24 protein-coding genes, 1 tRNA gene and 3 pseudogenes are annotated in these 24,513 nt (G+C 69.7%); 15 read left to right on the forward strand and 13 right to left on the reverse strand.

What is annotated here, in order from left to right; translation table 11 throughout:
- The first annotated feature begins 126 nt into the window (after window positions 1–126).
- From AB0F11_RS02690 to AB0F11_RS02700, 3 genes and pseudogenes are all read left to right on the forward strand, one after another.
- On the forward strand, window positions 127–684 hold the full coding sequence (locus tag AB0F11_RS02690) for a sugar transferase (RefSeq protein WP_362167497.1): 558 nt from the start codon (window positions 127–129) through the stop codon (window positions 682–684).
- Window positions 685–794: 110 nt separating this feature from the next.
- Window positions 795–3,002: pseudogene (locus AB0F11_RS02695) on the forward strand ((Fe-S)-binding protein); the annotation flags it as partial.
- Window positions 3,003–3,917: 915 nt separating this feature from the next.
- Window positions 3,918–4,859, forward strand: a complete 942-nt coding sequence (locus AB0F11_RS02700; RefSeq protein ID WP_362167500.1) for a Yip1 family protein — start codon at window positions 3,918–3,920, stop codon at window positions 4,857–4,859.
- Window positions 4,860–4,925: 66 nt separating this feature from the next.
- Here AB0F11_RS02700 and AB0F11_RS02705 read toward each other — a convergent pair whose 3' ends face one another.
- The 5 genes from AB0F11_RS02705 to dcd form a co-directional block, all read right to left on the reverse strand.
- Window positions 4,926–5,768, reverse strand: coding sequence for a histidine kinase (locus tag AB0F11_RS02705; RefSeq protein ID WP_362167503.1), 843 nt, complete (start codon window positions 5,766–5,768; stop codon window positions 4,926–4,928).
- A gap of 30 nt (window positions 5,769–5,798) precedes the next feature.
- A complete protein-coding gene (locus AB0F11_RS02710) occupies window positions 5,799–6,404 on the reverse strand; it encodes a hypothetical protein (protein WP_362167505.1) in 606 nt (201 codons plus the stop codon).
- 87 nt (window positions 6,405–6,491) lie between these two features.
- Window positions 6,492–7,898 carry a hypothetical protein gene (locus AB0F11_RS02715; RefSeq protein ID WP_362167507.1) on the reverse strand — a complete coding sequence of 469 codons (1,407 nt, stop codon included), beginning with the start codon at window positions 7,896–7,898 and terminating at the stop codon, window positions 6,492–6,494.
- Window positions 7,899–8,150: 252 nt separating this feature from the next.
- Complete coding sequence (locus tag AB0F11_RS02720; protein ID WP_362167509.1) at window positions 8,151–8,648, reverse strand: phosphoribosyltransferase; 498 nt, start codon at window positions 8,646–8,648, stop codon at window positions 8,151–8,153.
- Window positions 8,645–9,232 carry a dCTP deaminase gene (gene dcd / locus AB0F11_RS02725; protein WP_179172804.1) on the reverse strand — a complete coding sequence of 196 codons (588 nt, stop codon included), beginning with the start codon at window positions 9,230–9,232 and terminating at the stop codon, window positions 8,645–8,647. The genes AB0F11_RS02720 and dcd overlap by 4 nt, the downstream gene beginning before the upstream one ends.
- 494 nt (window positions 9,233–9,726) lie before the next feature.
- Here dcd and AB0F11_RS02730 point away from each other — a divergent pair.
- A tRNA-Gly gene (locus AB0F11_RS02730) sits at window positions 9,727–9,800 on the forward strand.
- A gap of 112 nt (window positions 9,801–9,912) precedes the next feature.
- Here the strand turns inward: AB0F11_RS02730 and AB0F11_RS02735 are convergent.
- Together AB0F11_RS02735 and AB0F11_RS02740 are read right to left on the reverse strand one after the other, a co-directional pair.
- Window positions 9,913–11,127, reverse strand: a complete 1,215-nt coding sequence (locus AB0F11_RS02735) for a site-specific integrase (protein WP_362167511.1) — start codon at window positions 11,125–11,127, stop codon at window positions 9,913–9,915.
- Entirely contained in the window at window positions 11,128–11,346 is a 219-nt protein-coding gene (locus AB0F11_RS02740) for an excisionase family DNA-binding protein (RefSeq protein WP_362167513.1), read from the reverse strand.
- Window positions 11,347–11,660: 314 nt separating this feature from the next.
- Between AB0F11_RS02740 and AB0F11_RS02745 the strand changes: the two genes are divergently transcribed.
- A complete protein-coding gene (locus AB0F11_RS02745; RefSeq protein WP_362167515.1) occupies window positions 11,661–12,353 on the forward strand; it encodes a DUF2637 domain-containing protein in 693 nt (230 codons plus the stop codon).
- Here AB0F11_RS02745 and AB0F11_RS02750 read toward each other — a convergent pair.
- Window positions 12,343–12,777: an NUDIX domain-containing protein gene (locus AB0F11_RS02750; RefSeq protein ID WP_362167518.1), complete on the reverse strand. Its 435-nt coding sequence runs from the start codon at window positions 12,775–12,777 to the stop codon at window positions 12,343–12,345. The two genes, AB0F11_RS02745 and AB0F11_RS02750, sit on opposite strands and share 11 nt — an antisense overlap.
- Before the next feature lie 30 nt (window positions 12,778–12,807).
- Window positions 12,808–12,927, reverse strand: a pseudogene (locus tag AB0F11_RS02755) (SDR family oxidoreductase); the annotation flags it as partial.
- A gap of 244 nt (window positions 12,928–13,171) precedes the next feature.
- Between AB0F11_RS02755 and AB0F11_RS02760 the strand changes: the two are divergent.
- On the forward strand, window positions 13,172–14,269 hold the full coding sequence (locus tag AB0F11_RS02760) for a MerR family transcriptional regulator (RefSeq protein WP_362167787.1): 1,098 nt from the start codon (window positions 13,172–13,174) through the stop codon (window positions 14,267–14,269).
- Window positions 14,270–14,372: 103 nt separating this feature from the next.
- On the opposite strand, the pseudogene AB0F11_RS02765 reads toward AB0F11_RS02760, so the two are convergent.
- Window positions 14,373–14,704 (reverse strand): annotated as a pseudogene (locus AB0F11_RS02765) (site-specific integrase); the annotation flags it as partial.
- Between the two features lie 422 nt (window positions 14,705–15,126).
- On the opposite strand from AB0F11_RS02765, the gene AB0F11_RS02770 reads away from it, so the two are divergent.
- Window positions 15,127–15,327, forward strand: coding sequence for a hypothetical protein (locus AB0F11_RS02770; protein WP_362167520.1), 201 nt, complete (start codon window positions 15,127–15,129; stop codon window positions 15,325–15,327).
- A gap of 149 nt (window positions 15,328–15,476) precedes the next feature.
- On the opposite strand, the gene AB0F11_RS02775 is transcribed toward AB0F11_RS02770, so the two are convergent.
- On the reverse strand, window positions 15,477–15,974 hold the full coding sequence (locus AB0F11_RS02775; RefSeq protein WP_362167523.1) for a DUF5994 family protein: 498 nt from the start codon (window positions 15,972–15,974) through the stop codon (window positions 15,477–15,479).
- 284 nt (window positions 15,975–16,258) lie between these two features.
- On the opposite strand from AB0F11_RS02775, the gene AB0F11_RS02780 reads away from it, so the two are divergent.
- The 5 genes from AB0F11_RS02780 to AB0F11_RS02800 all read left to right on the forward strand — a co-directional run bounded on the left by AB0F11_RS02780 (window position 16,259) and on the right by AB0F11_RS02800 (window position 20,028).
- On the forward strand, window positions 16,259–16,834 hold the full coding sequence (locus AB0F11_RS02780; RefSeq protein ID WP_362167526.1) for a DUF5994 family protein: 576 nt from the start codon (window positions 16,259–16,261) through the stop codon (window positions 16,832–16,834).
- 302 nt (window positions 16,835–17,136) lie between these two features.
- The gene (locus AB0F11_RS02785) at window positions 17,137–17,406 is read left to right on the forward strand and encodes a hypothetical protein (RefSeq protein ID WP_362167529.1); all 270 of its coding nucleotides are present in this window, start codon (window positions 17,137–17,139) and stop codon (window positions 17,404–17,406) included.
- Window positions 17,407–17,462: 56 nt separating this feature from the next.
- Complete coding sequence (locus AB0F11_RS02790; RefSeq protein WP_362167531.1) at window positions 17,463–17,747, forward strand: hypothetical protein; 285 nt, start codon at window positions 17,463–17,465, stop codon at window positions 17,745–17,747.
- Between the two features lie 135 nt (window positions 17,748–17,882).
- Complete coding sequence (locus AB0F11_RS02795; protein ID WP_362167532.1) at window positions 17,883–19,082, forward strand: PP2C family protein-serine/threonine phosphatase; 1,200 nt, start codon at window positions 17,883–17,885, stop codon at window positions 19,080–19,082.
- Between the two features lie 169 nt (window positions 19,083–19,251).
- Window positions 19,252–20,028, forward strand: coding sequence for an alpha/beta hydrolase (locus AB0F11_RS02800; RefSeq protein WP_362167533.1), 777 nt, complete (start codon window positions 19,252–19,254; stop codon window positions 20,026–20,028).
- Window positions 20,029–20,430: 402 nt separating this feature from the next.
- On the opposite strand, the gene AB0F11_RS02805 is transcribed toward AB0F11_RS02800, so the two are convergent.
- Entirely contained in the window at window positions 20,431–20,790 is a 360-nt protein-coding gene (locus AB0F11_RS02805; RefSeq protein WP_362167535.1) for a hypothetical protein, read from the reverse strand.
- Window positions 20,791–21,522: 732 nt separating this feature from the next.
- On the opposite strand from AB0F11_RS02805, the gene AB0F11_RS02810 reads away from it, so the two are divergent.
- Window positions 21,523–21,864 (forward strand): MerR family transcriptional regulator, encoded by a 342-nt coding sequence (locus tag AB0F11_RS02810; protein ID WP_362167537.1) that lies wholly within the window; start codon window positions 21,523–21,525, stop codon window positions 21,862–21,864.
- A 245-nt stretch (window positions 21,865–22,109) separates the two neighbouring features.
- Here AB0F11_RS02810 and AB0F11_RS02815 read toward each other — a convergent pair whose 3' ends face one another.
- Entirely contained in the window at window positions 22,110–22,586 is a 477-nt protein-coding gene (locus tag AB0F11_RS02815) for a cupin domain-containing protein (protein WP_362167539.1), read from the reverse strand.
- Between the two features lie 687 nt (window positions 22,587–23,273).
- On the opposite strand from AB0F11_RS02815, the gene AB0F11_RS02820 reads away from it, so the two are divergent.
- Together AB0F11_RS02820 and AB0F11_RS02825 are read left to right on the forward strand one after the other, a co-directional pair.
- Window positions 23,274–23,828 (forward strand): DUF5994 family protein, encoded by a 555-nt coding sequence (locus AB0F11_RS02820; protein WP_362167541.1) that lies wholly within the window; start codon window positions 23,274–23,276, stop codon window positions 23,826–23,828.
- A 298-nt stretch (window positions 23,829–24,126) separates the two neighbouring features.
- Complete coding sequence (locus tag AB0F11_RS02825) at window positions 24,127–24,330, forward strand: cold-shock protein (protein ID WP_079428392.1); 204 nt, start codon at window positions 24,127–24,129, stop codon at window positions 24,328–24,330.
- Window positions 24,331–24,513 lie beyond the last annotated feature (183 nt).

Genomic DNA, 24,513 nt, shown 5'->3' on the forward strand with positions numbered 1-24,513 from the left:
TGAGTGGTCGAGAGGGCGTATCGGAGGCGGAAGGGCAGGTCGGGGGCGGGGCCGAGCGGGGGATGCTGCGGCGGCGCGCTGCGCGGCGGCCCTGAAAGCGCCGCGGCCGCAGGGCACGGTGCCTGCATGCCGCTGCCGTCGCTCTCCTTCCCGCCGGTCCGGCGCCCCGCACGCGGGCCCGCCTTCCGCCGCCCGGATTGTTCGGCCAAGCGGGTGGTCGACCTCGCGGGGGCCGTGGTGCTGCTCGTCGCGCTCCTGGTGCCGCTGCTCGCGCTGGCCGGCCTGCTGTACGCGGTCCAGGGCGGCCGGGCCCTGGACCGCGCGCCGGCGGTCGGGCTGGGCGGGCGCCGCTTCCGCACCTGGCGGCTGCACGCGGACCCCGCGGGCCGGGTCGGGCGGGCCGTGCGCCGGTGCGCCCTGGACGGGCTGCCGCAGCTGCTGAACGTGCTCCGCGGGGAGATGTCCCTGGTCGGGCCGCGCCCCCAGAACCGTACGGACCGGCGCGACCGGCTCTTCGTACGGCCCGGAATGACCGGATTGTGGCAGGTCAGCGCACGCTCTGACCTCCCCTGGGAGGAGATGGCCCTGCTGGACCGGCACTATGTGGAGAGCCATTGGCTGGGGATGGATCTCGCAATCCTGGCGCAGACCCCTCGGGCGGCCCGTACACACAGGCATGCCTGAGCGACACAGATCACCGCACGCTCACCTACATTGCGGCGCGGAGAATGGGTAACCTCAAGCCTTGACTCAATAAGTTACTGCTTAGTAAGTCCCGCCCGAGGAGCCCTCCCATGCAACTCGCCGCGATCATCGTGTCGCTGGTCCTGACCGTGGTCGGCGTCGCGCTGCTCGCCCGAGCCGTGGCGCAGATCTACCGGTTCGTGAAGCTCGGACAGCCCGTGCCGGCAGGCAGCCGCACGGACAGCCCGAAGGCTCGAACGCTCACCCTGGTCCGCGAGTTCCTGGGCCACAGCCGGATGAACCGCTGGGGCATCGTCGGCTTCGCGCACTGGTTCGTGGCGATCGGCTTCCTGACGCTGCCGCCGACGCTGGCGCAGGCGTACGGCCAGCTGTTCCAGGCCGACTGGACCCTGCCGGTCATCGGCGGATTCCTGCCGTTCGAGCTGTACATCGAGTTCATCGGCCTGATGACGGTCGTCGGCATCGTCGTGCTGATGGCCATCCGCCTGATGTCCCTGCCCTCGCGGGCCGGCCGCAAGTCGCGCTTCGCGGGCTCCAAGGCCTGGCAGGCGTACTTCGTCGAGTACGTGATCCTCACCATCGGCCTGGCGATCCTGGCCCTGCGCGGCCTCGAAGGCGCGATCCACCACGTGGACTCGTACGAGCCGGCGTACTTCGTCTCGTACCCGCTGGTCCTGGCCTTCAAGGGCCTGTCGACGGCCGCCCTGCAGAACGCCATCTACTTCACCGCGATGATCAAGATCGGCACCTCGCTGATCTGGATGATCACGGTCTCGCTGAACACCAACATGGGTGTCGCCTGGCACCGCTTCCTCGGCTTCCCGAACATCTGGTTCAAGCGCAACGCCGACGGCGCCTCCGCGCTCGGCGCGCTCCAGCCGATGACCAGCGGCGGCAAGGAGATCGACTTCGAGGACCCGGGCGAGGACGACGTCTTCGGCGTCTCCCAGGTCGAGCAGTTCTCCTGGAAGGGCATCCTCGACTTCTCCACCTGCACCGAGTGCGGCCGCTGCCAGTCGCAGTGCCCGGCCTGGAACACCGGCAAGCCGCTGTCGCCGAAGCTCCTGATCATGTCGCTGCGCGACCACGCGCACGCCAAGGCCCCGTACCTGCTGGCCGGCGGCGGCAAGACCATGGAGGGCGAGGAGAAGGCCACCGAGGCCCAGCTCGCCGGCGTCCCGGCCACGGCCCTCGCCGAGGCGGAGCGCCCGCTGATCGGCACGGTCGAGGAGAACGGCGTCATCGACCCGGACGTGCTGTGGTCCTGCACCACCTGCGGTGCGTGCGTGGAGCAGTGCCCGGTCGACATCGAGCACATCGACCACATCGTCGACATGCGCCGCTACCAGGTGATGATCGAGAGCGCGTTCCCGTCGGAGGCGGGCACGATGCTCAAGAACCTGGAGAAGAAGGGCAACCCCTGGGGCCTGGCCAAGAAGCAGCGCGTCGAGTGGACCAAGGAGGTCGACTTCGAGGTCCCGATCGTCGGCAAGGACGTCGAGGACCTGACCGAGGTCGACTACCTGTACTGGGTCGGCTGCGCCGGCGCCCTGGAGGACCGCGCCAAGAAGACCACCAAGGCCTTCGCGGAGCTGCTGCACATGGCGGGCGTCAAGTTCGCGATCATGGGCGGCGAGGAGAAGTGCACGGGTGACTCGCCGCGCCGCCTGGGCAACGAGCCGCTGTTCCAGCAGCTGGGCCAGGAGAACGTGGCCATGCTGAACATGGCCTTCGGCGAGGACGACGAGGACGAGTCGACGAAGAAGCCGAAGTCGGCGAAGAAGATCGTCTCGACCTGCCCGCACTGCTTCAACACCATCGCGAACGAGTACCCGCAGCTGGGCGGCGAGTACGAGGTCATCCACCACACGCAGCTGCTGCAGCACCTCATCGACGAGGGCAAGCTGCTGCCGGTGACCCCGGTCGACGGCCTGATCACGTACCACGACCCGTGCTACCTGGGCCGGCACAACAAGGTCTACACGCCGCCGCGCGAGATCATGAGCGCCGTCCCCGGCCTGCGCCAGCAGGAGATGCACCGCCACAAGGAGCGCGGCTTCTGCTGCGGCGCCGGCGGCGCGCGGATGTGGATGGAGGAGCGGATCGGCAAGCGCATCAACAACGAGCGCGTCGACGAGGCCCTGTCCCTCAACCCGGACATCGTGTCCACCGCCTGCCCGTTCTGCCTGGTGATGCTGACCGACTCGGTCAACGGCAAGAAGAACGAGGGCCAGGCCAAGGAGTCCGTCCAGGTCGTGGACGTGGCCCAGCTGCTCCTGGAGTCGGTGAAGACCCCGGGCCCGACGGAGGCCGAACTGGCCGCGGCGGCGGAGGCCGAGGCCAAGGCGGCGGCAGAGGCCGAAGCCAAGGCGAAGGCGGAAGCCGAAGCGAAGGCAAAGGCGGAAGCCGAGGCCAAGGCCAAGGCCAAGGCAGAGGCCGAAGCCAAGGCGAAGGCCGACGCGGAGGCGGCAGCCGCTGCGGCAGCGGAGCAGACCGAGGCGGCGACCGAAGAGGCGGAGGCGGAGGCGGAAGCCGAGGCCAAGACCGAGCCGCAGCCCAAGGCGGAAGCCAAGGCCGAGCCGGAGCCCAAGACTGAGGCCACCACCGAAGCCAAGGCCGAGGCCGAGCCGAAGGCCACCACCGAAGCGAAGGCCGAGGCCGAGCCGGAGGGCGACGCGGAGGCACAGGCCGAGGACGCCGAGGCGGCGGCGAAGCCGGCGGCGGCCGAGGCCAAGCCCGAGGCTCGGGCCGAGACCGAGGCCGAGGGTGCTGCAGCCGCGGCGGAGCCGGCGGCGGCCGAGCCGCAGGGCGAGACCGCCAAGTAACCCGCACGAGCCGGAACGGCCGGTCCCCCGCACGGGGGACCGGCCGTTTCCGCGTCCCGGGGGCCCGGGGGCGCAGCCCCCGGTTTCGGGAAGGGGCGGGGTGGGGAACCGCTCCGCGCAGCGGCCAGCCGGCCCAGCCGGCCCAGCCGGCCCAGCCAGCCCAGCCGGGCCGACCCACCCCGCCCGGCCCAGCCAGCCCAGCCGGGCCCACGCCGCCCGGCCCAGCCCGGCCGGCGGGCCCAAAAACCGGACTCCCTCCCTCCACCCTCACCTCGGTGGGGCAGACCCCCCAGGGTCCCCCTAGGGGATGTCACAGGTCGGCCGCAAAGGGTGCCCATTCCGGCACCCCGACCACCGCCGCCCGCCGGACCAGGTACGTTCGATCACGTGGCTGGATTCAGGATCGGACGCGGACGAGACGACAACCGCGCGCCGCAACAACCCCCGCGGCAGCAGCCGTACGGTCAGCAGCAACCGCAGCAGGCGCCGTACGGCCAGCAGCCCTACCCTCCCCAGCAGCAGTGGCCGCAGCAGCAGGCCGGCTCCGGAGGCCATGGCGAGCCGGAGTACTTCGACCCGTACGGACAACAACAGCAGCAGGCGCCCCACCCGGCGCAGCAGCCCCCGTACGGCCACGGAGGCGGCGGCGGTTCGTACGCGAACGACAACCCGGGGCACACCCAGGTCTTCGCGATCGGCGAGGACCCGTACGGCCAGGCGGCCGGCGGCTACCAGGGCGGCGCGACGTACCAGGCGGGCGGCGCAGGCGCGATGGCGCCGCCGGCCGGACCGCGGCTGCCGTGGAAGGAGCTGCTCAAGGGCATCGTGATGCGCCCGGGGCCGACGTTCCTGCAGATGCGGGACTACCCCGTGTGGGGCCCGGCCCTGATCGTGACGTTCCTCTACGGCCTGCTCGCGGTCTTCGGCTTCGACGACGCCCGCAAGGACGTCATCAACGCCACCCTCGCCAACGCCGTCCCGATCGTCCTGAGCGCCGGCGTGGCCTTCGTCATCTGCGGCCTGCTCCTCGGCGCCGTCACGCACACGCTGGCCCGCCAGATGGGCGGCGAGGGCTCGTGGCAGCCCACCGTGGGCCTGTCCATGCTGGTCATGTCCATCACGGATGCGCCGCGGCTGCTCGTCGCGGTGTTCCTGGGCGGCGACAACATGTTCGTGCAGGTGCTGGGCTGGGCCACGTGGGTGGCGGCGGGCGCCCTGTTCACGTCGCTGGTCAGCAAGTCGCACGACCTGCCGTGGCCGAAGGCGCTGGGCGCGTCCGCGATCCAGCTGATCGCCCTCCTGTCGATCATCAAGCTGGGCACGCTGTAACCGAACGCCCGAAGGGGCCCGGCGCACACACCGCGCACCGGGCCCCTTCGCGTTTCCCGCGGCCGCTCAACGAGGCCCGACGAAGCGGAGCTCATCCGGCTGTGGCAGCAGCTCCGAGATCAGCTCCCAGACCCTCCCGGGCCGGACACGGACGAGTCGGAGCACGCTCGAGGCATCCACCTGGCCCTCGCGCACCGGCTCGGCAGGCAGCTCCCGGTGCCAGTAGCCGAGCGGACCGCAATCCCACACGCCGAAGCCGCGCATCACGAGGCCGGCGTCGTCTCCGTCCCGGCCCCGCCACGCAGCCGTCATCCGCCAGCTCGCCCGCACTTCCATGAGCATCTCGGTGAAGTGGGAGAGCTGCGGCTCTTCAAGACCCCCGGCGTCGGCGAGAGCCTGGCGTACGTGGTCGCGGTCCTCCGATCCGGAGGGGGTCAGGGGCGCGGAGTCCACGGCGGCCAGGCCGGCGTCCAGTGTGCCCACCGTGGCCTCCACCACCTCGATGGCCGGCGCGTCGGCCGCGTTCGCCGCTTGAAGATTGACCATGTTGGCGAGCGCGCCGACGGCGGTCCGCGGCTCGACGAGCGAATACTCCGACTCCGCCTCTCCGGGCCAGGCCTGGTGGGCGACGGCATGGTCCCCACCGATGAGCAGGCCGTGGTGCAACCGGCCCTGGCGACCGTCCGACTCCACCGTGACGACGACGACCGGGCGGATGAGCGTTTCGAGCAGCGGGGCGAGAAGGGGTGAGACCGCACCCGTCCCGTCGATGAGCCCGCAGTCCAGCAGTTCCTGCTGTTCTGCGAAGAACTCCTGCGGGACCGGATCGCCGAGGACGGACTCGGTGAGGACGACGGTGTGGCCGTCGGCCAGCCGAAACCGGGACCTGGAGATGTCATATGAAGGCATGCGTGCTCACTCGTTCGCTGGTTGGGACGGTCATGACTGCGATTCCGCGTAGAAGGCAAAGGAGCGCGACAAGGAGGCCCGCACCGCGCCACCTCGGGTGAGGGGGGCCCGGTCCACCGCCCCGAAGAGGACAGCGAGCGTGATGTCCGCGCCCTGGGCGTCCCCCGTCACGCTCACCGTGAGCCGCTTGCCTTTGCCGATGCCGGTCTGCTTCACCGTGATGGTGACCCCGGGGTCCTCGGCGTCCCGCTCCCTCGTCAGCATGTACTGCCTACGGCTGATCGCCGTCAGCCGGTACGCATCCTGCGCATGCTCCATCCGCAGGGAGCGGCCCCGCCGGGTCAGGCCCCACCGGTTCCGCCTTATCCGCACCGACCGGTCCCCGACCTCGAGCCTCGCCCCGTTCAGGCCGGGCAGGCTCATCACCTGGGAGTGCAGGCCAGTCGAGGAGTAGCTCGCGGACGGGATCACGGTGCCGCGCACCTCGCTCATCAGAGTGCGGGAGCTGTGGGTGGCCCGCGGGAAGAGGACGGTGATGTCACCGAATTCGGGCGAGCTGCCGTGCCAGCCCGTGCGGCGCTCGTAGTTCTCCCCCTGTTGCCACGCGTGGAGCGTGATAGGCCGGGTGGCGTGCATCTGTCTCCCTCGGGTGCGGGGCGGTCCAGCGGACGAGTGGGACGCGCAACGTCGGCGGATCGACGGCGCACCGGTTGAACTGAACGGTCAGTCGAACGGATTGAGGGCGCTGCCCAGTTTTCCGGCCTTGTCCCCGATCCAGTCGCCCGCCTTGTCCAGCCCCTTGCCTATGGCCTCCCGGTTCTCCCACGCCGTGCATCCGGCATAGACCAGACCGGTGCCGACGGTCAGACCGATGGTGACCGGGTTCGGCGCGACGGTCATTGCGGTCATGGAAGCGCTGAACGCCGTACCGCTGAGATCCGTGGCAAACTTCATCGGCTTTTCTTTGATCATGTCGGTGTCGTACGTCATGAGGTTCGCCACCCCATAGGCGGTCGTTGCGACACCGCCGACGACACCGAGGCCCCGCATCGCCCCGGCCGCCTTGGCGGCATTGGCCAGGCCGCCGTTCCTGGCCACGGTGACGAGGTTCGCCTCCGAGGCGGTGGGTATGAAGAACGCCCCGTTGCGCATCCGCGCACCGAACATGGCCGCCTCGTCGGAACCCGTCAAAGCCGTCACCAGCCTCGGCGGAACCTTGCTCAGCAGGCCTCCCGGGGAGCCCCCCAGGGCCAGTCGCTCGTTGATGTGGCGCGCCAACAGGGTGCCGGGTGCGTTGGGGTGCGGGTAAGGCGGCCTGAGCGCCTTCTGCAGTTTGTAGGCGTACCAGAGGGACGTCCCGGTGGCTCCGGCAAGAGTGCCTGCTGTAACCGTGCCCTCGATCACTCCGGTGACGAGCTTGGCGAGCTCGGGGTTCGATGTCAGGCGCGTGACGGCCTCGCGTTCCAGCCGCTTGATGTAGTCGTCCAGGGTTTCGCCGTCGCGCATCTCCAGGACGGAAAGGGTTTCCCGGGTCGCACGTGCGGCATCGTCGGCTTTGGCCACCTCGCCGGCGCTGCCGTTGAACCCGGTGCCCAGCGTTCCGTCGTTCTTGTTGCCGTAGCCGTCCTTGACCACGGCCTCCAGGTCCTTCTTCAGGTCGTGGTCCGCATCGTCGAACGCCTTTACGCAGGACTTGATGTGCTCGGACCAGGACGCTTCGCTCTCCCGCACGCTGCGCGCGAAGTCCGGGTCGTGATGGGCGGCGTACCGTTCCTCACCGGTGAGCCGGTCCCAGTCGTAGGCAACGGCCCCCTGCTCGGAGACCTTCATTCCGGCCTTGACCGCCTCGTCCCTGGCGTTTTCCAGCTGCTTCTTCAGCTCGACGAACTGGAGGTGGGCGTTGCGCAGCAGGGTGGCGGTCGCCTTGGCCTGGATCTGAGCCGCCTGGTACTCGTAGCGCGTAGACGCGAAGCTCGTCAAGGCAACGCTTGCGCTGACACCGTTCCAGGCCTGACCGATGCGAATCTTCTCCACGGATTCGTGGTAGCGACGTTCGACCTTGCCGATCTCCTCGGCCATGCTCAGCCACTTGTCGGCAGCGGCGGACAGCGGACCGAAGTCGGTCGCCATGACCTTCTGATAAGTCAGCATGCCGCACCCGCCGCGGCCCACCCGTCACGCACCGGTTGCACCCGAACCCACACCGTCACGACGGCCCCCGCCCCATGATCGTTACTTTGCGAGCCGATCATATTTTCTTTACTCAGCCAAACCGTCGGCGGCGCGCGGAGAGGGGTCACCGGAAGCGGACATGCCGCCGCCGCGGGCCCTGCGGCATGCTGCAGGGCCCGCGGCGGCGGAAAAGTGGTGGGGTGCCCCAGGTCAGGCGTCGAGGACCTGGCCCTCCCGCTTGACGACGGGCGGCTCGACGGACCACGGGAACTCGATCCAGTCGTCGGTCCGCTTCCACACGTACTCGCACTTCACGAGCGAGTGGGACTTCTCGTAGATGACGGCGGAGCGGACGTCGGCGACGGTGCCGACGCAGAAGTCGTGGACGAGCTTCAGCGTCTTGCCGGTGTCGGCGACGTCGTCGGCGATCAGGACCTTCTTGTCGGAGAAGTCGATCGCGTCCGGGACGGGCGCCAGCATGACCGGCATCTCCAGGGTCGTGCCCACGCCCGTGTAGAACTCGACGTTCACCAGGTGGATGTTCTTGCAGTCCAGCGCGTAGGCCAGGCCGCCCGCCACGAAGACGCCGCCGCGGGCGATGCTCAGGATGATGTCGGGCTCGTAGCCGTCGTCGGCGATGGTCTTGGCCAGCTCGCGCACGGCACGGCCGAAGCCCTCGTAGCTCAGGTTCTCGCGTACAACACTCATGCCTCGTGCCTCACCTGGGTGCGGTGGAAGTTCTGGAAGGAGCGCGAGGCCGTCGGGCCGCGCTGCCCCTGGTACCGCGATCCGTACCGCTCGCTCCCGTACGGGAACTCGGCGGGCGAGCTGAGCCGGAACATGCACAGCTGGCCGATCTTCATGCCGGGCCACAGCTTGATCGGGAGGGTGGCGAGGTTCGACAGCTCGAGCGTGACGTGGCCCGAGAAGCCGGGGTCGATGAACCCGGCGGTCGAGTGCGTCACCAGGCCCAGGCGGCCCAGGCTGGACTTCCCCTCCAGTCTGGAGGCGATGTCGTCGGGCAGCGAGATGACCTCGTACGTCGACGCGAGCACGAACTCGCCCGGATGCAGGATGAACGCCTCGTCGCCCTCGGGCTCGACCATGCGGGTCAGGTCGGGCTGCTCGATGGCGGGGTCGATGTGGGCGTAGCGGTGGTTCTCGAACACCCGGAAGTACCGGTCGAGACGCACATCGATGCTGGAGGGCTGCACCATCGACTCGTCGAACGGGTCGATGCGTACCCGTCCGCTGTCGATCTCGGCCCGGATGTCTTTGTCAGAGAGAAGCACGTCCCGAGGATACGCAGAGCGCGCGAGCCACCCCCAATCGAGAGCGGGCGCCCCGCGCGCCTCCCCGGCCGACGCCGCTCCCCCGCTAGCGCTTGGCGGCGTTCCCCACGGGCACGGCGTGCCTCAGCCGCGCGCACCGGGGGCACCGCAGGAGCCGCCCGGGCCCGATCCGGCCGGCACCGAGGTGCTGCAGCGGGAACGAAGCGGTACTGAAAACATGCCCTTCGGCACAACGGACGACGGTGTTCTCCATCGAGTCCCTTTCCCCAACCTGCCGTACTGCGACTGCGACGAATCGCCACATTAGGGGATGTACGGAACCCGCTCCAGCCGCCACTCCAGCGCCACTCCGCAGCGGTACGTTACGCCCCAACTCCCGCCCCCACGACCCCCGGTGCACCCCACACACAACAACGACCCCGCGGCGGATTCACCGGGGGTCGATCATGGGGTAGAGTATGCAACGGTACGGATCCAGGAAACTGGACCGCTGTGCGGATGTAGTTTAATGGTAGAACATGAGCTTCCCAAGCTTATAGCGCGGGTTCGATTCCCGTCATCCGCTCCACGACAAAGCCCCAGGTCAGCGACCTGGGGCTTGTTTGTTGTCTAGACCCATCTGGGGCCGCGTGCCATTCGCGTGCCCAAACTCCCCTAACGGGGCGTCAGATCGAAGCGGGTCACCTCGTACGGGCTGCCCGGCCGGGAAGCTGCGGCGGGAGCGCGGGCATGACATGGCGCCCGGCCCCCGCGACGCGGCCGTACTGGCCACGGGCGGCGGGCGCCCGCTGGAGGCGGACGGTGGCGTCGATGTCGTGGGCGAGTCGGCGCTGGTGCTCCTTGGTGGAGTGCTGGTAGATCAGCTGGGCTCGCTCCGAGGACTGTCCCGCGCGGACCATGAGGTCCTTCAGCTTGGCGCCGGTGTCGGCGGTGAGGGTGTTCCCGGTGTGGCGCAGGTCGTAGAAGCGGAAGTCCTTCGACATGCCCACGGCGTCCCGCGCCTGGCGCCACTTCCGCCCGAAGCTCGTCCCGCGCAGGGGCGCGCCCTTCTCTCCGACGAAGACGAGGCCCTCCGGCCCGTCCTGCGCGAACCACTCCAGGTGCCGGCGGAGGTCGAGGAGGACGAAGCCCGGCAGCATGATCTCCCTCTTCCCCGCACGGGACTTGGGGTCGCCGATCACCCGGCGGCCCGTGTTCAGCTCCGGAGCGGCGCGCCGGACCCGCACCGAGCCGGTGTCGAGGTCGACGTCTGCTCTGCGCAGTTCGGCCAGTTCCTCCGGCCGCATCGATGCGAACGCTCCCAGCAGCACCATCAGCCGCCAGCGGATACCGATTGCCTCGGCGAGCGCGAAGACCTGCTCGACGGTGGCCGCGGGCCGCTCGTCGGCGTCCTCGCGGCCGGCTCCGCGGATGGAGCACGGGTTGCGCCGGATCAGCTCGTCCTCGACCGCCGTCTGCGTGATCGCCTTCAGCAGCCGGTAGGCCTTCGCCGTCGCCGTCTTGCCGGTCTCCTTCAGCCGCTCGGCACGCCAGGTCCTGACCTTGGCGGGGCTGATGGTGTTCACGTACTCCCCGAAGGACGGCTCCAGGTGGAGGCGCAGGAGCCGTCGGTACAGCTCGTCGGTGGTGGCCGCGATGCCCCGCTCCTCGATCCAACGCAGGGCGTACTCGGCAAACAGCACCTCGCCGGCGGTCGGATCGATCCAGTCGCCACGGGCCTGGTCGGCCTGGATCTGGGCGAGGAACAGCTCCGCTTCCCGCTTGGACTCGTACGTCTGCGGGGCGGGCCGCAGGACGCCGTCCGTGCCGGGGTAGCGGGCTTGGTAGCGACCCGAGGGGAGGGTGCGGATCGCGCCGAAGCTGCGGCGCGGAGCCCTTCTGCGGGAACGTGCCACTCAGACCACCAGCCCGTAGCCTGCGCGGCGCACGCGTACCGGCTCCACCGTCCGCTCCTCGACGAACGCGGTCAGCACACTCTCGGCGATACGGACGTGCTTCCCGAGCTTGACGTAGCGAACACGCCGTTCAGCAATCAGACGGCGGATGAACCGCACTCCTGTACCGAGACGCTCGGCGGCCTCGTCAACGGTGAGCAGGCGGTCGTCGGAATTCACCGCCTTCTGCCCGAAGGAGGTATCAACGGGGTTTATTGAAGATCGACGCAAGAGCTTCTCTCATGAGATGGACAGATTTCTGGCACGGGCCGGAACGGGGGTCGCAACGGGGATCCCCACAGTCTGCAGAATCCCCGGTTTCGGAAACCGGGGATCGTCGGCTATGTTTCGCCCGCTTCGCCCTCTTGCGGGGGTGCGGGCGGGTCGCCGAGGAGGGCGTGGGGCGGTGTTCCGAGGGCTGCGGCGATGGCGACACACCCGCCACGGGCACCACCGCTGGAAGCCGCCTCCACCACCCCCGAGGAGCCCCACGCTTGCCGTCGCACAACCCCGCCCGCACCACGTCCGCCCAGCCCTTCCGGATATCCCTGGCCGAGGCGATCCGCACCGGAGTGGCCCTGATGGCCCTGGCCGCGTTCGCGCTCTCCTACGACGCGCTGCGCCAGATGGCCGCCGCCAGCCACATCCACCCCGCGCTCACCTACGTCTTCCCCCTCGCCATCGACGGGTTCATCGCCATCGGGATCGGCGCCCTGCTCGTACTGCGGACCGCCCACCTGCGAGCCCGCCTGTACGTGGCCGGCCTGGTGAGCCTGGCCACCGCCACCAGCATCTGGGCGAACGTGCTCCACGCCGTCCGCCTCAACCAGCAGACCGGCCACACGGGTCTCCTGCTGGACGACATCACCGTCGGCGTCATCTCCGCCATCGGCCCGCTCGCCCTGGCCGGAGCCGTCCACCTGTGCCTGATCGTCCAGCGCCGCCCGGCACACCCGGAGCCACAAACCCCAGCCCCCGCTATCAACAGGCCCGTGCGCCCCCGGCCCGGACATGGCTCCGCTGCCACGCCCGAACCGCAGCCCGCTGCAGAGGTGGCTCAGCCACAACCCGAGCAAGTGGCTGAGCGGACGACAGCTCGATGGCCGCCGCCATCAGGGCGGCGGCCATGTCCCTCCCGGAGCAAACAGGTGTGCCCCGGAAGCACACCCGGGTCGTTCAGTGACTGAGCAGGGCGAGAGTCCCGGCGCTGATGGCGCCCCGCAGGACGTGGGCCATTTCCTCGGGCTTGAGGTCGATGCCGTCGAGGCCTTCGACGGTCAGCGGGATCTCCTCCAGTGCGTACTCGCCCCGGCCTTCGGCGCTGAACTCGGGGCCGGTGCGGTCCTCGAAGGACCAGGTCGCGATGCGGGCGAGGTAGAAGAGCTGGCGCTCGTCGTCGGTCTCCATCGTGTGGAGGAGTCGGACGATGTCGGCCTTCCCCGCGATCTCCTCGTGGATCTCCCGGTGGAGGGCGGCCTCCCGGGACTCGTCGCCGGGCTCGACTCCGCCGCCCGGGAGCACCCAGTACGGGGGGATGTCGGGCTTGGTGCGGCGGATGACCAGCATCGTGTCGTCGGCGGTGACGAGGACGGCGCGGACTCGTTCGATCATTTCGGTTCGTCTCCTTGCTTGTTGACGGTCTCAGTGGAGCAGCCAGCCGCCGTCGACGTGGACGGATTGCCCAGTGATGAACGACGCGGAGGGGCCCACCAGGAACGCCACCAGGGCCGCGACGTCGTCGGGCCGGCCTCGGCGAGGGAGCATCCGGCACCCAGACGACACCGTCCCCGCGCCCACGGAGGAGGAGCCGGGCAACTGTGCTCGTCCCTACGGCACACACTGCCGGCACGGACACTCCGGCTTCTCCGAACCAGACCATCGCTCCGCCTTGCAGGAGTCGCCTCGGGCCGCTGCTTCGCGTTCGGCTCTTGCTGCCGAGAGTGGGGCTCTTGACCCTCACGTGGCGTCAGGCTGCATAGTCGACGCCGTGGAGGATCACTGGACCGTGGGACGCGTGGCCGAGCTGGCCGGCGTGAGCGTCCGCACTCTGCATCACTATGACGAGATCGGGCTCGTCCGGCCGTCGGCGCGGACCGTGGCCGGATACCGGGCCTATTCGGCGGGCGACGTGGAGCGGCTGCGCGAGGTGCTGGCCTATCGGCGGCTGGGCTTCGGGCTGCGGGAGGTTGCGGAACTGGTCGGCGACCCGTCCACCGACGCGGTCGCGCACCTGCGCCGATTGCGCGGCCTGCAGCTGGAGCGGCGTGATCGCGCTGACGCCATGGTGGCGGCCATCGACAGGGAACTTGAGGCACGGGCGAAGGGACGGAAGGTGACACCGGAGGAGCAACTGGAGATGCTCGGTGCACGGCTGTACGACGCGATCGGCGGCGCCTACACCGCGACGCGGCGTACCGAGCCGCGGATCGCCGCGCAGATCTGGGACGCGCTCGGGGACGCGCAGACGGTACTCAACGTCGGGGCCGGCACCGGCTCCTACGAGCCTGCTGATCGCGACGTGACCGCGGTGGAGCCATCAGCGGTCATGCGGGGGCAGCGGCCTGCGGACTCGGCGCCGTGCGTGGCCGCCGCCGCGGAGAGCCTGCCGTTCGAGGATCACTCCTTCGACGTCGCGATGGCCGTCTCCACCGTTCACCACTGGGGGGACCCGATAGCGGGGCTGCGTGAGATGCGGCGGGTGGCCCGCCGCGTGGTGGTGCTCACGTTCGATACCGACGAGCCCGGATGGCAAGACCGGTTCTGGCTGACCCGCGACTACCTGCCCGAGTTCGCCGCCGTCCTCGCAGAATTTCCCTCGCTTGCTGGGATGGCCGACGCGATCGGCGCCCGTGCTGAGCCGGTGCCCATCCCGTGGGACTGCGCTGACGGCCTGTTCGAGGCGTACTGGCGCCGACCGGGGGCGTATCTGGAGGATCACGTGCGCCGTGCGATCTCGGTGTGGGCGAGGGTCGGGCCGCAGGCCGAGCAGCGCGCGGTACGAAGCCTCAGCGACGACCTCGGCTCCGGCCGGTGGGCCGAGCGCAACAGCGACCTCGCCGACCTCGACGCAGCAGATCTAGGCCTCCGCCTGCTCGTGGCTTGAACCGCGTCGCAGCGTCTGTGTCATGACGGCTCCTGGACGGCCCGCCGGTCATGTGCGGCGCTGAGCGGCATGGTCGCTGTGGAGAAGACAGGACCGGCGGCGCCGCGCCCCTGATGCGGCACGGGTTGCGGCGGATCAGCTCGTCGTCGGTCGCCGTCTCCATGACGGCCCTCAGTAGCCGGTAGCACTTGGCCAGCGTCGTGCCACCGGTGACGGTCAGGCGCTCGGCCCGCCGGGTCCGCACGGTCGGCGGGGTGATCTCGTCCAGGTCCAGGTCACCGAAGCCGGGGGGACGTGCAGGCGCAGGAGCCGGCGGTACAGCTCGTCCGTGGTGGCGGCCAGGCCCCGCTCGTCCACCCACTTGAGCGCGTACTCCTCGAAGTTGACCTTGCCCACGTCGGGGTCGGTCCAGTGGTTGCGCTGGCTGTCCGCCTTGGCGAGATGAAGGACGGTCAACAGCGGTCAGAGCCGGATCCGGGAAGGACATCACAAGGCGCTTGCCATTGTGTGTTCACGCAGGTCAGAAGCCATATGGACGAGTCCTGCGCGGTAGATCGGGTCTCATGCCATTCGCGTGCCACAAGTTCCCCCGTAGGGCGTCAGGTTGGGCCCCGGCCGGTACTCGATGTCGAGTGGCTGTCGTCCGGTCAGCCGCCATTCACGCTGAGGCCGACGGGCAGGGTGCGGATCGCATCCTCCTCGGCGCTGGAGGGATGGCCGGCATTTCGACGCTGCCCGGTGGGGAGGGGCTCATCCGTGTGCCTCGCTTCGCCGTCGACATGATGCGGGCCGTCGCTGTGCGTGTCAGCGTGATTCCAGAGGAATCCGTATCCCACTCGTCAAGAGGAGTTGCCGTCATGGACGGTAGGCAGGACAAGCGTCAGGAGTCGGGCAAGGGCCGCGAGGCGCAGGAGCACCGTCGCCCCGGAGACCCCGCGCAGCCCCAGCCGGGCAAGGCGTCCCGCGAGAAGGGACAGAAGCCCGGCCCGAAGGAGACCTCGCGCCGCCGTGAGGACGACCTGCTGCGCGAAGAGGACCTGCACGACGAGGGGCTCTGACCAGCGCACGACCCGCCCACACGCCCAGAGCCCGGCCGCTCCACAGTCACTCCGGCCGGGCTCTGTGGCATCCCGCCCGACGCCGGAGGAGACCGGGCCGCCGCCACGGTGGCGCCGCGCTCTCGGCTCGGCCGCTGAGGATTTCGCGGTCAGCCTGCCGCGTCGGCGCTGTCCTCGGGTTCGGGTGTGGTGGCGATGAGGATCTGAGCCGCCTGCATGATGTTGTCGGCGCGGACGGCGCGGGCCATCGCTTCGCGGGCCGCGTCGGCGGTGGTGTCCGGGGGAACCACCAGCAGGACGAAGTGGTCGTTGTGGCCGCGGGTGATGAGGACGGTGTCGTCGCCGACCGGGTCGGAGTCGAGGTGCACGATCTGGTCGTCGATGACCAGGCGGGTCGGGAGGCCGTTCCAGGCGGACGCGTCCACGCCCACGCGGGTAATCGGGCCGAGATGCCCGGTCAACACGCTGATCAGCGCGGGCAGCTCGGTCTCGATGTCGCGGCTGCGCGGCCACCACGCGCCATCCAGGCGCCCCTGCCGGGAGCTCGTGGTCTCCAGGCGCAGCAGTGCCGTACCCGGTTTGATCGCCCGGTGGATCGCATCCGGCAGGAGCAGTGGGGGCGTGTGGGGGGTGTCGGAGTCAGCCATGTGGGTCCGCCCGTCTACGGGGTGCGGCCGTACTGCGTCGCAGGTCGGCACCAGTGCGGAGCCGTCGGGCGACGTGCGCGGGCCTGCCGTTCTTTCACGGTACTCCCGCCACCCGCTCCGCGGCCCGCCGGAAAATACCTGCTCAGGCCGGTCACAGTCCGTCGAACAGGCGTACAGTGAAAGCACCGGAAGTACTTCGCACACCGGCTTTCAGGCGGGTGTCATTTCCGGCGATCGCCTAAATGCCGGGCTGCCGACGGGCAGTCCGGGGGCAGGTCCACATCATGACCACGACCCTCGAACGGACCGCGCCCCGGGACCTCGCCCCAGAGCTTCCGGCTCGTTTGTCCCTCACCCCGAAGAGCACGCTCGCCGGCCAGCTGGACGGCGCCTGGTGGCCCTGCTCACGCAACCTCGAATCCGAGCTCCCGGTGCTGCTGGCTGCCTTGGACGAGCCCTGGGGCCGCATCACCCGCGTCACCGTGAACCCCACCCGCTGGCCCGTCGTACCGCACACCGTGCCCATGGACGGGCGCACGCTGCACGTGGGCTGGTTCACCGAACAGGACCCCGACAAGCTGATCCTGCTCTCCTACACCGTCGGCCGCTGGGACCTCCTCGTCATCCCGCCCGAGACCGCACCCGCAGCCGCGGCCCGCCTGATGGCCGCCGCGACGATACCGGGCAGCACCCTCACCTCGGGCGCGCTGATGGCCAACGAAGCCGCCATCGGGCGCGGCATCCGCGACGCCCGTCGCGGGGAAGACACCTGGGAGGGCGAAGGCGGGGCGTGCATGTCCGCCTTCGGGAACCCGATGGACCGGAGCACCCTCCCGCTGCGCGAAAACGGCTGGAGGTGAGCTCCATGGAGACCGTCGTCCTCATCGCGGTGATCATCCTCGCGATCGCCATCGGAATGTGCTGGATCCACCTGCTGAACGCCCAGCACGACGCGCGATCGCGGCCTACCACTTCAGCGACCCCCTGCCGAGGCCTCCCGGCCTACCGGACGACACCGGTCGTCGAGCCCTCCACGCGGATGCCGACCGGTGAGGAACAGACCTTCCTCCGACCGGGGGCAGCGGTCGGGGCGCCACGGTGCCCCGGCCCGCCGGCCTCTCTCCCTGGAAAGGCCTCTCTCCCTGAAAGGAAACACGCCCACGTGAAATACATCGAGACCCAGACCCTGCCGTCGCTCGGGCAAGCCGAGGTACGGATCATCGCGCACACACCCGAAGCCGCCCGCGCGGTCGCGGAAGTCCTCCGCGGCTGCTTCGCCGGAGCGGAACAGCGCAGCTACCCCGGCCTCCACGGCGACACCCGCCTGCACCTCACCGTGGACACGGCAACACCCGCCGGCCCCGCCGCCCGCTCGTGGCTGGCCGCCAGCCGGACCCCCGTCGGCACCGGCACCCACTCCGACGAGATCTGAAAAGCCCCGGCCCCGGCGGGCCCCGGAGCGCACCCCACACACGAAAGGACGCGGTCATGGCCACACTGCGCGAACGCAAGACCTACCGCGAACAGGTGCTCCGGGTCCTGTACGAAGCCGTCGAAGGCAACCGCCTCCTCGGCATCACCGGAGCGAAGCTGCGGCGCGACCTGCACGTACCGGAACAGGACCTGGCCGCCGCCTGCACCTACTTGGCGGGCGAAGGGCTGATCACCGTCGACTGGGATCCGGGCAACACCCCCGCAATGGTCACCCTCACCCACGAGGGAATCCGGCGCATGGAGGCCGAGGAGGAAGGGACGGCCACGGGCCCGGCCTGATCCGAAAGGCACGCCTTGATGTATTGCCGTCGGGCACGGAAGCCGTGTGGCGGGCCCGGTCGTGGGGGAGCATCCTGGAGGCCAGGCCGCGCATGCAGCCGGATGCCGGCCCGCCGGCCGGTTGGAGGCAAGCGGATGACCGTCGGAGGGCGCGGGGACCCGGACCGCTCGGAGAGCTTCGGGGAGGAGCTGCTCGGGGTGTTCCTGGACCGGGAGCACGAGCTGGCGCCGCATATGGTCGGCCCGCTCGTCGCCGAGACGATGGCCCGGCTGGGGGGCCGCGAACCACAGATCCTGCTCCAGGACTACGGACAGCGACAGCTGGTACCCCTGCCCGTCTGCGGCTTGGACGCAGGTGAGCCGCAGCCCATCGACCGGTCCGAAGCCGGCCGGTGCTTCCTGGAGTCACGCCCCGTGGAAGTCCTGACGCCCGACGGCGTACGGGTCCACCTGCCACTGCTGGACGGCGGCGACCAGGTGGGGGTCCTGGCGGTCACTCTGGGCGGGATCGACGACGAGGCCCGCCGCCTCCTGCGCAGGGTCGCGGGCCTGACGGCCGACCTGCTGCAGACGAAGAACGGCTACACCGACCTCTTCTTCCGCACCCGCCGCAGCGAACCGATGAGCGTGGCCGCGGAGATCCAGTGGTCCCTGTTGCCCCCACTGTCGATGGTGATGCCGCGCGTCGCGGTCGCCGGAGTCCTGGAGCCCGCCTACGCCGTGGCGGGGGACAGCTTCGACTACGCCCTGAACGGCGACGTCCTGCACCTCGCCATGGTCGATGCCATGGGGCACGGCCTGGACGCGGCCACGATGGCCACGGTGGCCATCGGCGCGTACCGCCACGCCCGCCGGATCAGCATCGAACTGTCCGAGATCTACCTCTTCATGGACCGGGCCGTCGCCGAGCAGTTCGACCCGGACCATTTCGTGACCGCGCAGATGATGCGCCTGGACACGGACACGGGACGCCTCCAGTGGGTCAACGCGGGGCATCCTGCGCCGATGCTGATCCGCGCGCACCGCGTCGTACGCCGTCTGGACAGCCCCACGACCCTCCCCGTCGGCTTCGGAGGGGCCCAGCCCCAAGTCAGCGCGGTGGCACTGGAACCGGGCGACCGCGTCCTCGGCTTCACCGACGGCTTGATCGAAGAACACCAAAGCGGGCAAGAACAGTTCGGCGAGGAGCGGCTGATCAACTGGGTGAACCAGCTGGAGCAGGCTGACCAGGGGATCCGCGCGGTGGCCCGGGACCTGTCCCACACCCTCATGCGGGCACGCGGCGAAACCACCTCGGACGACGCGACGCTCGTCCTGTTCGAGTGGCGCGGATGACGGAAGGCCGTGACCCAACGTGCCGGCAGGGACGGTGAACAACCGTTCGGATCCGTACGACGTGGAGCTCGGAGGGGGCTGACCCGGCCCGGTTTCCCTGTACGCCGTTGGGGCGAAGCCTGCGGCCGAGGGGATTCCGGGCCCGGCCCGGCAGGGGAGGCCCAACACCGTGGCAAACCGTGGTGCAGGAAACGTCATTCCGTACGAGGTACAGGGCAGCGGTCCGGAGCGGGTCATCGCACTCCACCACTGGCTCAGCGACAGGTCGAGTTTCGGCCCTCTGCGGCAGCACCTGGACGGAGGCGCGTTCAGCTACGCGTTCGTGGACTGCCGTGGGTACGGCGAGGCGATGGACACCCCCGGCACTTACACGATGGAGGAAATCGCGGCGGACGCCCTCGCCGTGGCCGACGACCTCGGCTGGGACACCTTCTCGGTCATCGGTCACTCCATGGGCGGCAAGGCGGCCCAGCAGCTGTTGCTGGACGCCCCCTCACGGATCCGCTCGATCATCGGCATCTCGCCCGTGCCCGCGTCCGGGTTCCCGCTCGAAGGGGAGATGTGGGAGCTGTTCGTCGGGGCCGTGGAGGATTCCGGCAACCGCAGGACGATCTTCGACGCCCTCACCGGCAGCCGGCACGACGACGCGTGGCTGGACGCCAGGGTGAACGGCTCGGAACGCTCCTCGCAGGCGGCCCTGCGCTCGTACCTCGAATCCTGGACACGCGGCCCCGATATCCACGAGCTGGTCAAGGGAAACACGACGCCAGTGCTCGTGGTGGCCGGTGCGAGCGACCCGGCGATGAGCCCCGACACCATGCGATCCACGTGGCTGCAGTGGTATCCGAACGCCGAGCTCGAGGTCCTCGACGACGCCGGTCACTTCGCCCCCGACGAAAGTCCGCAGGCCCTGGCGAGGGCGGTCGAGAGGTTCCTCGGCCGCTAGACAGCCAGGGCGGCCAAGCACTCCGAGGCAGCCGTTCGGGGCTGCAGGCCGTTCGGGGCTGCAGGCCACGACCCGGAACGCCCTGAGCGGCGCGTGCCATTACGTGCCCTTCAGGGCGGTGCACAGCAGTCAATGGGGGTCCCGGCCGACCATCACACGAGGTGCTCATGCGCGAGGTCCTGCTGCAGCTCCCGCCCCCGGCACCGTGTACGACCAGCGTCGAGCGAACCCGCCCCCAGCCCGCCATGGCGTTCAGCAGATGCCGGAACGCGTGCGCTACGAAGGCGCCGGCCGGGCAGACTGCGGCAGCATCAGCCCGCTGCCTGACCCCGCCCGGCAGGGGTGAGCGCCCGGCCCGCCGGGGCCTCACCCCCGCCGACAGGTTCTGGTCGTAGGGGTGGATCAGTGGTCGGAGTAGCTGAAGTCGCCCACGGTCCAGGCGGTGACGTCCTCGATCGAGACGCGGTACATGCCACCCGTCTCCGGGATGCCCATGGTTCCCTGCAGGATCCGTGCCACATGGAAGTGCAGATGGGAGGGTGGGCCCTCCTTGCGTGTCGCGGCGGTGAACGCGGCGGAGAACTCGCCCAGCTGGTCCGAATCCTCCAGCACCTCCGACACCCGCTCCCGCCACACGGCTTCGGGAGCCAGCCGGCCGGTGATCACAGCACCGCCGGTGACCACGGTCAGGGACATCTGGTTGCTCTGCCCGGACTCCACCAGGGCAGCGACGTTCACGAGCAGCTCGTCAGGCTTCGACATGGAAGCCGATTCTATTGCCCTCCGTGCCCTGCGGACCCGGCGCATGCGAGCCGCCCGCTCGGCACGCCGAGGCGCCGGGACAGCCGGAGGCCGCACCGGCTCCCGGCTGCCCGCACTGATTGAGCCACGTTCGAGCCCGATTACTTCCCCCTCGAACACGCGAAAATCTATGACGGCTGAAGTAGACATTCGATTGCGGCCTGGCTATGGTTTCTCTCGTAGCCAAGATCGAGCAAGGCCCGGAGGGACGAACTGCCGGGCATCAGTACACGCAGTGCGCAGGACGGTCCGGTGGTGGAGTTCCGAAGCCAGGGTTGTCGTAGGAAGGCGACTGAACTGACGACCGGACCGGGCGGCCCGCAGTGATCAGGGGCCGCCGCGAGCAGTAACGCAGTGGCAGTTCAGCAAGTGCAGTAAGTGCAGTTCGCATCACCAGCAGTACGCAGTCCCCCGCTTGGCAAGTGATCGGTTCAGAGGGAAGAACGGAGGAGTTGACCGCCATCAGGATCGCCCGGGGCGAAAGAGTGAGCCCGGGTACCGCAGGACATCGATAGTGAGGTGGTCTCCGGTCAAGCAACCGCGATCCCCGCGCCCCCGGCCGAGTGCAGGCCGGGTCCGCGGCAACAGAAGGCCGACGCGGTACTAGGGTCGGCAGATGGTGAAGCAGTTCCTTCGGGGCCCTGGTGCCGTACGGCACCAGGGCCCCTCCACGCGTTCCAGAGAGAGGTGCAGATGACAGCACACGAATCGTTCGACGATCGTCTCGACGACGACGACTACCCCGCCTACACGATGGGCCGGGCCGCCGCCATGATCGGCACCACCCAGGGCTTCCTCCGCGCCATCGGCGAAGCCCGCCTCATCACCCCGCTGCGCTCCGAGGGCGGACACCGGCGCTACTCCCGCTACCAGCTGCGCATCGCCGCCCGCGCCCGGGAACTCGTCGACCAGGGCACCCCCATCGAAGCCGCCTGCCGCATCATCATCCTCGAAGACCAGCTCGCGGAAGCCCAGCGCATCAACGCCGAGTACCGCCGCACCACCCAGGCAGCGGATCCACCAGCCGCAGTGTGACGGCTGCGGCTGCCAGGTGCAGCACGCGCCGCGCCTCGACCGTCCAAAGTCCAGCGCACCCGGCGCGTTGACGTCCGCTGCAGCACCGACGAGAAAACGGAGATCCTTGCCGAGGCCCGTCGCCTGAATCCGGCCGGCGCGCGCCTCGTCGGGGCGATCGTCGCGGCCTGTCTCGACGGGCGCCTTCGAGATCCCCGGCCGACGCACGTCCCACGACGACCGCCGTCGCGATAGGCCCTCGCCGGTCAGGCGTGCTCGTCCGATGGCTGCTGGGCAGGCTGGACCGACCAGCTCGGCGGCTCGTCGTCGCCTGAGTCCTCGTCGCGCTCCGCGTCGGCGGCCGTCGCATGGATCTTGCCCGACGCATGGTGGACCGGCGCGTATACGGCGTAGAGCTGCAGGGTCTCGTCACCGATGTTGGTGACGTTGTGCCACGTGCCGGCGGGCACGAAGATCGCCCAGCCATCCTCGACCTCCCGGTCGAAGTCGAGTCGATCCTTCGTGCCGCCCATCTGGACGCGGCCCCGGCCTGCGTCGAGTCGAAGGAATTGGTCCGTCTCCGGGTGCGCCTCCAAGCCGATGTCCTCACCCACCGGGATCGACATGAGGGTCAACTGTAGGTACTTCCCGGACCAGGCGACCGCGCGGTAGTTCGTGTTCTCGAGCGTCGCCTTCTCGAGGTCGAAGCTGTGAGGTTCCGGCCCGATGTCCTTGATGGTCATCCTTCTCTCCCGGTCAACGAAGGCGGCACGCGGTACACGGTCGCGGTCTTGCGCAGGCCCGCATCAACATCGTGTGGGGTGTTCCGTTCCCCGCATCGGCGTGCGACGAGCGGCACCCGACCCGAGCATGGGGCCGGCGGCCCGAGCATCGCCGCCGACGGGGCCCACGGCGAGTGGACCTCCGCCGATTGGAGGATCGTGTGGAATGCCTACGGACGGTGGTGAACGGAGGCTCCGTCCCGGCGGGGTCGCCACGCGGGGGAGGGCGTCATCCGTGTGCCTTGCTTCGCAGTCGCCGTCAGGCGGACCTTCGCTGTGCGTGGCAGCGTGACCCGGGAGGAGTCCGTACCCCCACGCAGCCCGGGCAGAAGGAAGCCCCGCGCACCCGCGAGGACGACCTGCTGCGCGAAGAGGACTTGCACGACGAGGGGCTGTGACCGGCGCACCGCACGCCCGGGGCCCGGCCGGAGCGCAGCACTCCGGCCGGGTTCTGTCGCATCCCGCCCGGCTCCGAAGGGGACCGGGCCGCCCGCAGAACGGGGCAGGCCGACGCCCGCGTCCGCCCCCGGCGCGGAGTACGTTGGAAGGGCCGGGAGCATCCCGTACACCCGCCTCCACGCGGACGTCGTTCCCGGCGATCGATACGCCGGGCCGCTCACGGGCGTCCCGGGGACAGGTCCCCGCCTCATGACCAGCACGACCGATCCCTCCCGCCAGGTGCGCCTGGTGCTGACCCCGAAGACCTCCCTCGCCGGCCTGCTGGACGGAGCCTGGTGGCCGCGCTCACGCGATCTCGCCGCCGAACTTCCGGCTCTGGTGGACGCGCTGGAGGAGCGCTGGGGGCGCATCACACGCATCACGGCGAACCCCGATCCCTGGCCCGCCCTCCCGTACACGGTCGCCGTCCACGGGCACGACCTGCACGTCGCCTGGTTCTCCGAGCAGGACCGCGACACGATGAGCCTGTTCTCGTACAGCCTCCACCGCTGCGACCTGCTCGTGGTCCCGCCCGAGGCCGAACCCGCGTCCGCCGCACGGTTGATGGCCGCCGCGTCCGTCCCCGGCAACCTCCACGACACCGAAGCGGTCATGTCCGCGGAGAGCGCGGAGGGCGGCGCTCATCAGGAGGCGTCGGCGCCGGAGAACACTCCGGCGGCCGAAGGAGAGGCCTACCGGCAGGGGCGGGCGAGTCCCGTCGTCGGGGCAGGCATGCCGCCCCTGCCGGGGAGCATGCGGAGGTGACGGACGGTACGCGAGACAGAGCCCATATCTACCCGCGCGGTATGAGAATTCGAGAGACGGCGCGGCAAGGATTATTGCCGCGCAAAAGGAGCGGAGATATTCAACCGCCTTTCGGGGCGACGTCGTGCTAGTCTCGATTTCAGTTGCAGTTGTGGTTCCCGAAACTTCAAGTGCCCTCACCGGCCTTCAAGGCGGCGGGAGTGCTTTTTTCATCTCCGGATTCTCCGGCGGGGCAATCATCGCGGCGACATGGTTTCCGCGCAGTGCGGACGCCGATGATCCTCGAAGGAGATACGACATGAGCACGGGTACCGTGAAGTGGTTCAACGCGGAAAAGGGCTTCGGCTTCATCGAGCAGGACGGCGGAGGCCCCGACGTCTTCGCCCACTACTCGAACATCGCCTCCCAGGGCTTCCGTGAGCTGCAGGAAGGCCAGAAGGTCAGCTTCGACATCGCGCAGGGCCAGAAGGGCCCGACGGCCGAGAACATCGTCTCCGTCTGATCCTGACGCACACGCCGCAGCTGGGGCCCGCATCCTTCGGGGTGCGGGCCCCAGCTGCATAGGCCCCACGAGAACTCTCTCGGCTGCGTACGCCCCACGAGGATCCTGCCGAGCGGATCCGCTCCCGGACCCGCCGCGGCCCGACCGCCCGGACGTCACCTCCGCATCGCGCCACCGTTCCGC

Origin of the sequence: Streptomyces sp. NPDC032472, assembly GCF_040636955.1 — a bacterium.
Taxonomy (GTDB): domain Bacteria; phylum Actinomycetota; class Actinomycetes; order Streptomycetales; family Streptomycetaceae; genus Streptomyces.